Raw genomic sequence first — 9486 nt, 5'->3', positions numbered from 1 at the left:
AGTTAAGTGAAGTACCAGCAGCATTTGGCAAAATCAGCAATCAATTCGTGGGTATTATTGTCGGTATTATCTCCGCTGAAATCTATAACCGCTACTCCACCGTTGATCTTCCTCAAGCTTTAGCTTTCTTCAGCGGTAAGCGTTTGGTTCCTATCCTTACCTCAATCGCAGGTATGGCGCTTTCTTTTACCCTTCTTTACATCTGGCCTGCTGTTTACGATGCTCTGATCGTTCTAGGAATTAAACTAGAAAGCATGGGCGCAGTTGGTGCCGGTCTGTTTGGATTCTTCAACCGTTTGTTCCTATCAGTCGGCATGCACCACGCCCTTTATCCTGTGTTCTGGTTCGACGTTGTGGGTATTAACGATATTCCAAACTTCCTCGGCGGTGCACAATCTATCGCTAACGGTACGGGTATTCCGGGTAAAACTGGCATGTACCAAGCAGGCTTCTTCCCTATCATGATGTTTGGTTTACCAGCAGCAGCATTGGCGATGTACCACTGCGCTGACGCGAAAAAACAAGAACCAAGTATTCGCAATCATGCTTGCCGCAGCAATGGCTTCGTTCTTCACAGGCATCACTGAGCCTCTAGAGTTCAGCTTTATGTTTCTAGCACCTGTATTGTTCCTAGTGCACGCTGTGTTAACAGGTCTGTCGCTTTACATTGCAGCAAGCATGGAATGGATGGCAGGTTTTGGCTTCTCTGCAGGCTTTGTTGACTTGGTGCTATCAAGCCAAAACCCGTTAGCGACTAACTGGTACATGTTATTAGTTCAAGGTGTAGTGTTCTTCGCGCTTTACTACGGTATTTTCCGTTTCGCTATCATCAAGTTTAATCTACGTACTCCGGGTCGCGGTGAAGAGATGGAAGCAGAAGGCGAGACAAAATCTCCAGAAGCGTTAGTTAGCCTAACCAACAACTACATCGAAGCTATTGGTGGTGCAGACAACATTCTAGAAGTGGACAACTGTATTACTCGCTTACGCTTAACAGTAAAAGACTCGTCAGTAGCAGACAGTGACAAACTGAAAAAACTAGGTGCTGCAGGCGTCGTGCCTATTGGAAAAGGTGGCCTACAAGTCATTATCGGTTTAGGTAAGGTAGATAAGGTTGCTGAACAAATGAAGAAGGCACTCGCTTAAGCTAAACAGCCAGATGCAAAGATAAAAGCCTTAATGACCAGATAGAATATTAAGAATTTGTGATGGTTTCACCACCATCACAACCCCCTGAAGCGCAATTACGACTAGTCACCGTGTATTGCGCTTCGTTTTATTGTTCTCAGCTCTATTTAGAACGTATCTGCTGTAACCATTGTGCCAACCCTGCGCGTGAAACCTTAATACCTAGCTGTTCTTGATGAGGCATTCGATAGTACTCGACAGGAAATTTGAACCGTTCAAGACGGCCATTTAATTGCTCGGCAAACCATTCTTTGGTTGGTAACTCCGTACAATCCACAATAGCGACAGGTCGAAACCCGAACTCATCATCTTCAATTGGAACGATAAACGCCTGATTGATTAAAGATAACTGATTCAGTGCTCGTTCAATTTCTTCACAGTGGATATTCTCTCCCCCAGAAATAAACTGATTATCAGCGCGACCAATAATCGACACTTGTTCGCCATCCCATTCGCCGAGATCTTTACTGTCGAACCAACCGTTCTCATCCACCAACGGTGTTAACTCGCCCTGATAGTAATAACCTGAAGCAAGCGTATTACCGCCAATAAAGATACGTTGGTCTTCAATTTTTAACTGGCGTTGGTCGAGAACAAAACCTGCAGTATTACTAGAATCGACTGGCTTCGCGGTCACTGTTGAAGCCGCTTCTGTCATGCCGTATCCAAGCCAAGTTTCAATGCCCATTTGTTGAGCTTCAAACCCTAGCGCTTCTGGGATATGGCTACCGCCTAAAAGCACATGAGTTAAAGTAAGTGCTTGCTTACTCTGCAATAACCTATGTAGTTGAGTCGCCACTAAAGAGGCATGACTGCAACCTTCGATGTCTGACTCAAGCTTACCTGACCCTATTTTGATGCAGCCACCAGCCGCCAACCAACGATGGACAATCGCCAATCCCGACACATGGTACATCGGTAAACTCAGTAACCATGTGTCAGCTTGTTCAAAGTTGAAAACATCTAGTAACCCCTGAGCTGAACATAAGTGTTGCTGCAACGTGTGAGCCACCGCTTTCGGGTTTCCGGTAGAGCCAGAAGTGAATACGATGCTTGCAAGGTTTTGAGGATTGAAGCTGGAGTCTTGAGATGTCGTTATCCGATTATCATCACCATCGACCTTCACTTCATTTAAGCAAGACAAGGTCACCAACTGAGTATTTAAATCAACAGTCTCTGATTGCTCTATCCCGCTACTGTCCAAAAGCCAAAGGTAGCTTTGTTGACCCGCTTGATATAAGGAATCGAGCTTTTTCTTCAGGCGTAAGCGAGGTTGAGGCATGGTTAAAGCGCAAATAACACCCAAATTAAGTGCGGCAAGATAAGCAGAAATCACTTCAGCTTGATTCTTACCAACAATCGTCAGTACATCACCTTCAGATAGACCTTGATGAGATAGCTGTTGTTGGTACTCACTCACTAGCACAGACACTTGCTGCCAAGTATAAGTGTGGTGAGTAGTCACTAACGCTGTCTGATGTGGGTTTTGCTGCGCCCACTGTACCCAAAGCGGGTGATGATTAGATTGTGGGCGCATCATAAGATAACCAAGTTATAGATTGAAAACGGTCTAAGCCAATCGAACGATCAGCTTAAGAAGACCAAATCAATTGTTGCTGTTCAAGAGTAGAAACCGGAAGCTGACAACCCGGCCAAGAGACTTCGAGTTGTTGTTGATACAAACCAATAGTATCAAGCCCCGGCACTTCATTAGGTAAGTATTGTTGTGCTAATCGAGCAATCTGAGTTAAGCCAAGGCTAGACTCTATGCTTGAGCTTAGTACTGGTTTGATACCGAGTTGTTGTGCACGCTCAATGATTGCCACACAACGCGCTACAGAACCAATAAGAGTTGGCTTGATCACAACAGCTTTAACACCTGTGAGGTCGCTAAGATCAAACTCTGGACTACGCACCGCTTCTTGCAATGTTTCGTCCCACGCAATCGCTACGCCATGGTCAATGGCAAATGCCAAGCTGTCTTCTGGTTTTTGGCAAGGCTCTTCAATAAAGCTAATACGCTGACGCAGTGACGGCGAAATGTACTTAATGAACTGCTTCGCTTTCTCTGGCTTCCAAGCACGGTTAGCATCAAGTCTTAGGGTCAAATCAGGGATCGACTCAAGAAATAAGCTAACCAACATGCCATCGCGAATCGCTTCGTAGAGACCGACTTTCACTTTCGCGACCTTCTCGCCTTTCATCTCATTCAGCACAGGGATCAGTTCATCTGGGTCTCCTGTACACAACGGCGCGGCTTGGTAGTTACCTTCAGCATTGAGTTCGCCTCGTAATTCCAACATCGCCATCGAAAAGCCAAACGCAACAGAAGGATATAGCTCATCAAAAGGCGTTTGAGGGTTATTGTGGCTCCAAAGCTCTAATTCGTGTTGAAGCTGAATGCCAGCTTGTTCGGCATTTTCTTGGCTAAAACCTGGCAAAGGTGCGACTTCGCCAAAACCAGTTTTACCATCACACTCTAGTTGGATGATATAGCCAACGCGTTCGTTCAACTTATTGTCACGAAGAATCACACCACTATCCATAGGCAATTGATAACGGTAGAGTTTAGCGTGACGCTGAGAATTCACTGAGTTCATAAAGTTTCCTAAAAAACGGGGAACATCAAAACAAAACGAGCCGCTATTAGCGACTCACTTTAAAGAAGAGAAAGACTATGGGTTACGCGGAAATTTGTCGAAATCAGGTCGACGCTTCTCGTTGAATGCGTTTCGGCCTTCTTGGCCTTCTTCTGTCATGTAGAACATCATGGTTGCGTTACCCGCCAACTCTTGTAGGCCGGCTTGGCCATCACAGTCTGCGTTTAGTGCAGCTTTCAAGCAACGCAGCGCCATTGGGCTATGTTGAAGCACTTCACGACACCAACGAACGGTTTCTTTTTCTAGGTCGGCAACAGGCACTACGGTGTTTACCAGGCCCATGTCCAATGCTTCTTTAGCATCGTAGAAACGACACAAGAACCAAATTTCACGTGCTTTCTTCTGACCAACGATACGAGCCATGTAAGAAGCACCCCAACCGCCATCGAATGAACCTACTTTAGGACCCGTCTGACCGAACTGAGCGTTTTCAGCTGCGATAGTAAGGTCTGCCATCATGTGAAGTACATGACCGCCACCGACTGCCCACCCCGATACCGCTGCGATAACGGGTTTTGGACAAGTACGAATTTGACGTTGGAAATCAAGCACGTTCAGGTGATGTGTACCTGAATCATCTTGATAACCGCCGTAATCACCACGGATACTTTGGTCACCACCAGAACAGAACGCCTTCTCACCAAGACCCGTCAAAATGATTACGCCAACCTTCTCGTCATAACGAGCATCAGCCAATGCATTGATCATCTCTTTTACGGTTTGTGGACGGAACGCATTGTGGACTTGAGGACGAGCAATCGTGATTTTCGCAATACCGTCGTCAGACTTGTGGTACTGAATATCTTCAAATTGACTGCTTTCATCGCGCCAGTTAACTGCTGCGTAAAGTTCTTCTTCTGTGATGCCTACTGTTTTAGCCATGGTGATTCCCATTGTTCTATTAGAGACCACGACTAACGAATAGTCGTGACGGTGTTGCTCTGCTTTTGATAGTGCTTGATACGAGAGAACCGCTCAGTCAGTTTAGCGGCGACTGGCGATACATTGGATGATCAGGTTGGAAAACAACTCTGGTTGCTCAAAATGAACATTATGACCAGCGTAATCAACCTGACTATATTCAAAGCCACTATTCTCAGCTAGCTCCATGAATTTACGATCTTTTTCACCACACACATAATGCAATTGATGCTCATGAGATTTCAATGTGGCACGTAAATCCGGTTGCTTAGCTAACGAAGTAGATAACAACATATTTGCTACGGATACTCCAAGGTTACCACTACGCTTTATGACCAAAGTTTGTCTTTGCTCATGATTTAGTGAAGAAAAGACGCTTTGTTGATACCAATCGTCTAAAACATCTTCAATCGACTGCTGCGCAAAACGGACAGCCCATTGCGTATCATGTACTAACCTTTGTGCTCGTTCTTCATCACGCTCCAGACCAAAGTTGCCACCTTCAATAATGACTTTCTTAAGATTGAGCGTTTCGAAGCAAGGGCTTGTCACCCCATACATGGCAAGCCTACCACCCATAGAGTAGCCAATCACCACGATAGGATAATCCGCAGGAAGATCGTTGAGCGCAAGTTGAGAAGTGATGCACTGAACGATTTTCTTGCAGCAATGATCAAAGCCTACCGGATCGATAAAGCGACTTTGTCCGTGCCCGGGCAAATCTATGCAAAGACGAGGAAACTCCTCTAGATATGGATGACATGCGCTCCAATCATCCCCGCTTCCGAGTAAACCATGTAGAAAAACAAGCAAAGGTTTGTCAGAAGATTCTTGTACAGCTGGGTAATAATTGGAGTAAAGCATGTTAAGTCCTTAGGCTAATGCCTCGATGAGCATTGCACTGAATTGTTTCAACAAAGTAGCCGCTTGTTCGGGAGGCGTCTTAACTTCAACGAGCAAGGTGCCCTGACCCTGCTCGAAATGTTGTTCGATAATAGTTTGGTAGCCGTTCAAGGTTTCTGGCGCAGCATAACCAAGCTGGAATTGCGCAGCGGCATGTTCAAAACCGAAACCATGGGGCATTTGATATAGAGATTGTTTTTGTTGCTCAGGAACAGGCAACAAGTCAAAGATCGCACCGCCATCATTGTTGCTCACAACAATCACCATCGGCGTTATATTGTGAGTAAGCAGGGCCAGTGAGTTGAGGTCGTACAACAAAGAGGTATCACCGAGCAACATCAATAAAGGGTTTTGATTAGCTTTCACCACGCCCGCAGCCGTCGCCACCAAGCCATCAATGCCCGATGCACCACGATTACTGTAAACTTGATTCGCAGATATTGATGACAGCATATCCACCAGCCTTACCATCAAGCTGTTTCCCACAAACAACTCTCTGTCTTTAAGTCTAGTCGACAAGTCAACTGCAACGCTCAACTCGGTCAGTTGGTCATTATTGGATATTTGTGCCAATGCCAATTGTTGAACCGTATTCGCGATTTCGACCAAAGGTGCAGCCCAACCTGCATGTTGACCTAACAAGGTAGGTAAATGCTGTTCTGACACCCATGACTCGATATCAGCAACGATATGGGTTTGAGGCAGATGATCTTGGTTGATTCGGTGCGTATCTGGTGACACAACAATGTATTGTGACGAGCAGAATGATGAAGCTTGCGACTTTATCCAATGATTAAGGCGCTTAGAAACAACACGCTCACCGAACTGAAGGATGAAATCACATTGATTGAGTTGCGCTTTAGCTACGTCACTCTGCATCCACAGATCATAATGCTTCCAATCACTTGTGACACCTGATTGAGGATCGCAAAAAACTGGCCAGCCTAATGCAGTGGCAAACTGCTGAGCTTTTGTCGCTTGTTCAATATCGAGCGAACCGAGAATAACCACACCCTTACGTCCAAGATACTCACCTGGAGCAATCGGTTGTGTATTCACTTGATTAGGTAAAAACGTTTGGCTGTAACAACCTGTTCCCGATTTCCACCCAGAGATACTGGATGTGTACTGTGCATACATTTCAGCGCTACTTGTTGAATACAAAGGCTCAGGAAATGGACAGTTGATATGAATCGCACCGCCAACACTTTGTTGGTTCGCAAGTACGCTATCAACCGATGTCAGAAGCCAATTCAAAGAAGTCTGTGTTGTTGGGCTGGGCAGATTTAAAGAGCTTTCAACATGAGACGAAAAGATACCCTGTTGCTGAATTGCTTGATTCGCCCCACAACCAACCAAGTCTATTGGTCGATCAGACGTCAGCAAGATCAGCTTCTCTCGTGTCAAACCCGATTCAGCCGTCGCAGGAAGAAGGTTCGCAACGGCTGTACCAGAGGTAACAATCACGGCAACTGGCTTATCACTCGCTTTAGCTAAACCTAGAGCAAAAAAACCGAGACCACGCTCGTCAAAGTGCGTGTGTAAAGTTAACTTTGGATTGGCTTCGGCTTCGAGTGTCAATGGTGTTGAGCGAGAACCCGGTGCAACACAAACATGTTCAATACCGCTGCGTGCAAGCTCCTCCAGTAACGTCTTACACCAAACTCTATTTAATACGGCTTGGTCATGATTCATGATGCGACACCCAGTAATGGATGGTCTGAAATTAGGCTGAGCAGAGTCGACATTTTCTTATTCAACTCTTGCCACTCATGTTCAGCAACCGATCCCGGTACGATCCCGGCACCCGCAAACAGTTGTACTTGATCGTTTACAATCAAGGCACTTCGAATCGCGACACAGAATTCAGCGCGTTGATGGCTAATATAGCCAACAGAGCCTGCATACCACCCTCGAGCAAACGGTTCGTGTTCAAGAATGAAATCCATCGCCTCTTTACGCGGTAAACCAGCCACCGCAGCCGTCGGCTGTAATGCAGCAAGCAACTGTACACCGTTAACGCCATTGTTAAGCTGGGCGTGGATATTACGCTTAAGATGCTGCACCTTACGCAAGCGCACAAGACGCGTATCCTTTTCAACATGAACCGTTTGAGAATGAGGAGTGAGGCGCTCAATGATGTCGTCAACCACATACTGGTTCTCATTGAGGTTTTTAGTGTCTTGTGAAAGCCAGTTTGCTAGTTCCATATCCTCGGTCGAGTTTTCTCCTCGGCCAATGGTTCCTGCAAGCGCTTCCGTATCAAGCTCACTACCATATCGGCTATATAAGCGCTCAGGCGTCGAACCAATGAAACTGTGTTTAGAGTCCAGTACCAACATAAAGTGGAAACTGTGATGATTTTGCAAATAGCTGGCTTTAAGCAACTGAGCCGCGCAGATTGGCGCATCCAATTGCAATGTGGTTTTACGCGCTAAAACGACTTTCTTGTACTCTTCGTCGCTAATGCCTTTCAGCACTTTATCGACAAGGTTGCCCCACAGCTCTCGTTCTGGAACGTGGTTAATCTGCTCAATGTGCGCTGACAAAGGGGCCAATATCGCCGCTTCGACAGAAAGCTTATTTAGAGCATTAATAGAAGCAACGCGATCAGGAGATAAGTTGACGGCTAACGACCAAGTCTTGTCAAAGCGGATCAGTTCAACCTGAGGAAGGAAGAAAAACGATTCCATGCAACGACGGTTTTTTGCGGTGTGCCCGTCAAACGAGCGCCCACCCCAGATTCGTTGGTCTTCACCAAGAATTGCGTACGCGGGAGCGGGATCAGAAAAAGTATGTAATTGCCCGAGCGCAACGACCTCTTCACGAGTATCACGTGACTGCCAATAAAACTTAGGAAAGAGTGGTTGAGCATGAAGCCATTCAATAAATGCAAACGATGGTTTTTGCGTTAGAACTTCAACACAACGCACTTCGCTTGCTTGGGCATTTTGTACTCGCTCAATCAAAGCGGAGACAGTTTGCTGGAAATGTGACAAATCGACCTCGTTCACATCTAAATTATTATTATATTAGTTTGATACTTTATGGGCAGCACCAACTTAGATCAAGAATGTACGATATCTTTCGAACATTCGTGTGATTTTAAGCGATCCCGCCTCTTTATTCATCTTAGCCAACAACAAACAAGCGATTAATTAAAATTTAGAAAAGAGTGACAACAAAAAGACCAAACGTGACACTGAAATACGACATTCATCAGATTTTTATTCTATCAAACCCCGTTTTGCGGTACTTTAATAAAGTATTTAAATTAATTTCAGGAAATCGGCAATGCAAAATATCGGGATGTCGTCAAAACTCAACAGCGTATGCTACGAAATCAGGGGGCCTGTACTCAAACATGCTAAGCGCATGGAAGAAGAAGGGCATAAAATACTGAAGCTTAATATCGGTAACCCCGCCCCATTTGGTTTTGACGCCCCTGATGAAATCCTTGTTGATGTAATCCGTAACCTACCGACATCTCAAGGTTACTGTGACTCAAAAGGCATCTATTCAGCCCGCAAAGCGGTTGTTCAGCACTACCAGAAAAAAGGCCTCCGTAACCTTGATGTAGAAGATGTTTACATTGGTAACGGCGCATCAGAGCTTATCGTTATGTCTATGCAGGCGCTACTGGATAATGGTGATGAAATCTTAGTTCCCGCTCCGGACTACCCACTATGGACAGCGTCTGTTGCGCTTTCTGGCGGCACGCCGGTTCACTACATGTGTGATGAAGATGCTGATTGGTATCCAGATCTAGACGACATGCGAGCGAAGATCTCACCAAAGACTCGCGGCATCGTTC

General features: G+C 45.7%; 7 protein-coding genes and 1 pseudogene. 2 read left to right on the top strand and 6 right to left on the bottom strand.

What is annotated here, in order from left to right; translation table 11 throughout:
- Positions 1-1146: pseudogene (locus AB4496_RS14415) on the top strand (PTS transporter subunit EIIC); the annotation flags it as partial.
- Positions 1147-1291: 145 nt separating this feature from the next.
- Here the strand turns inward: AB4496_RS14415 and menE are convergent.
- The 6 genes from menE to AB4496_RS14385 all read right to left on the bottom strand — a co-directional run bounded on the left by menE (position 1292) and on the right by AB4496_RS14385 (position 8671).
- Complete coding sequence (menE, locus tag AB4496_RS14410; RefSeq protein WP_032555257.1) at positions 1292-2728, bottom strand: o-succinylbenzoate--CoA ligase; 1437 nt, start codon at positions 2726-2728, stop codon at positions 1292-1294.
- A gap of 52 nt (positions 2729-2780) precedes the next feature.
- Positions 2781-3788, bottom strand: a complete 1008-nt coding sequence (gene menC / locus AB4496_RS14405; RefSeq protein WP_102257782.1) for an o-succinylbenzoate synthase — start codon at positions 3786-3788, stop codon at positions 2781-2783.
- A gap of 75 nt (positions 3789-3863) precedes the next feature.
- The gene (menB, locus tag AB4496_RS14400; protein ID WP_009847271.1) at positions 3864-4730 is read right to left on the bottom strand and encodes a 1,4-dihydroxy-2-naphthoyl-CoA synthase; all 867 of its coding nucleotides are present in this window, start codon (positions 4728-4730) and stop codon (positions 3864-3866) included.
- Between the two features lie 102 nt (positions 4731-4832).
- Entirely contained in the window at positions 4833-5633 is an 801-nt protein-coding gene (gene menH / locus AB4496_RS14395) for a 2-succinyl-6-hydroxy-2,4-cyclohexadiene-1-carboxylate synthase (protein WP_009847272.1), read from the bottom strand.
- Positions 5634-5642: 9 nt separating this feature from the next.
- Positions 5643-7367 carry a 2-succinyl-5-enolpyruvyl-6-hydroxy-3-cyclohexene-1-carboxylic-acid synthase gene (gene menD / locus AB4496_RS14390; RefSeq protein ID WP_009847273.1) on the bottom strand — a complete coding sequence of 575 codons (1725 nt, stop codon included), beginning with the start codon at positions 7365-7367 and terminating at the stop codon, positions 5643-5645.
- Positions 7364-8671 (bottom strand): isochorismate synthase MenF, encoded by a 1308-nt coding sequence (locus AB4496_RS14385; protein ID WP_009847274.1) that lies wholly within the window; start codon positions 8669-8671, stop codon positions 7364-7366. The genes menD and AB4496_RS14385 overlap by 4 nt, the downstream gene beginning before the upstream one ends.
- Before the next feature lie 295 nt (positions 8672-8966).
- Here AB4496_RS14385 and AB4496_RS14380 point away from each other — a divergent pair.
- Positions 8967-9486: aminotransferase class I/II-fold pyridoxal phosphate-dependent enzyme (locus tag AB4496_RS14380; protein WP_372131210.1), on the top strand; the 520-nt coding region annotated here is incomplete at its 3' end.

The organism is Vibrio sp. 10N.222.46.A1, assembly GCF_041473595.1.
In the GTDB taxonomy this organism is placed as follows: Bacteria; Pseudomonadota; Gammaproteobacteria; order Enterobacterales; family Vibrionaceae; genus Vibrio; species Vibrio tasmaniensis_A.
Note: the sequence above shows the minus strand (reverse complement) of the source record. Positions and strands in the feature narration are given on the sequence as shown.

Bases quoted from the DNA above. Each gene is read 5' to 3' on its own strand.
- menB (WP_009847271.1), bottom strand. From the start codon at position 4,730: ATGGCTAAAACAGTAGGCATCACAGAAGAAGAACTTTACGCAGCAGTT.
- menC (WP_102257782.1), bottom strand. From the start codon at position 3,788: ATGAACTCAGTGAATTCTCAGCGTCACGCTAAACTCTACCGTTATCAA.
- menE (WP_032555257.1), bottom strand. From the start codon at position 2,728: ATGATGCGCCCACAATCTAATCATCACCCGCTTTGGGTACAGTGGGCG.
- menD (WP_009847273.1), bottom strand. From the start codon at position 7,367: ATGAATCATGACCAAGCCGTATTAAATAGAGTTTGGTGTAAGACGTTA.
- menH (WP_009847272.1), bottom strand. From the start codon at position 5,633: ATGCTTTACTCCAATTATTACCCAGCTGTACAAGAATCTTCTGACAAA.